This window comes from Mesorhizobium sp. M5C.F.Ca.IN.020.32.2.1, assembly GCF_004023105.1.
GTDB lineage: Bacteria > Pseudomonadota > Alphaproteobacteria > Rhizobiales > Rhizobiaceae > Mesorhizobium > Mesorhizobium wenxiniae.
The window spans coordinates 1-758 of the sequence record NZ_RZSX01001485.1; the positions used below are offsets into that span (position 1 = coordinate 1).

Below are 758 nucleotides of genomic sequence, written 5' to 3' on the forward strand. Positions count from 1 at the left end.
TCACTGTTGCCTCCATCGGCTCAAAATCCGTGAGCGACAACTTTTAGCTGAAATTTCGATCGGCGTCTTCGTCGCGTCTTGGGCGGCTTCAGCCCTAGTCGGACAGAACCGCGACACCGAGAAGTGCCGCCTTTTTGGTTATCAGCCCCGCCAGATCCGCGTCCGAGCGCTCCGTTCCAGTTCGCTCACGCACCGCTGCAATCAACTCCTTCATCGACAACAGGGCAGTGCCCCGTTCAGCAAGCAGCTTGTCGACAGATGCGGCCACATTGCGTGACTCGACATGCGGCAACATGGAAGCTCCTTCCCGCGACAAGACGATCAACGGCCGGCGGCCTGCCGGCGAGCCGCCGCTCCCTCTTGCGTCTTCCCGAGAGAGCGGCGGGTGAAGGTCAGTCGATGACCTGCACGATCCTGCGGGTGCCGGGGTCGACCAGCACGGTGCGATCGTCGACGACTACGTATCTGTACTCGACGTCGGGAACCTCGTGAAGTTCAACCGTGTCGGGCAAAGTGGAACCGACATTGAGCTCCACTCCCAAAAGGCTGATCGACGCCAGCGGGTGCTTCTGCACATATTCGCGGACGACTGTCTGCTGCTCGGGCGTGATAATCACCTGGTCTGCGGTGGCCACGCCGATACCGGCGAGCAGAACCAGCCCGGCGGCGGCAGGAACAAGGTGGATTTTCATCGTCTTCTCCTGTCTGGTTTGCGGCTCCGCCTTCCACAGTCGGGAACGGCAGGCCCAGATTGCAAA

The 758-nt window shown here is 60.9% G+C and carries 2 protein-coding genes; both read right to left on the minus strand.

Translation table 11 applies throughout. The features are described 5' to 3' along the window. Positions 1–94: 94 nt before the first annotated feature. A complete protein-coding gene (locus tag EOA86_RS36970; protein ID WP_127212224.1) occupies positions 95–295 on the minus strand; it encodes a hypothetical protein in 201 nt (66 codons plus the stop codon). Between the two features lie 97 nt (positions 296–392). Next, complete coding sequence (locus tag EOA86_RS36975) at positions 393–692, minus strand: DUF1236 domain-containing protein (RefSeq protein WP_065006703.1); 300 nt, start codon at positions 690–692, stop codon at positions 393–395. Positions 693–758 lie beyond the last annotated feature (66 nt).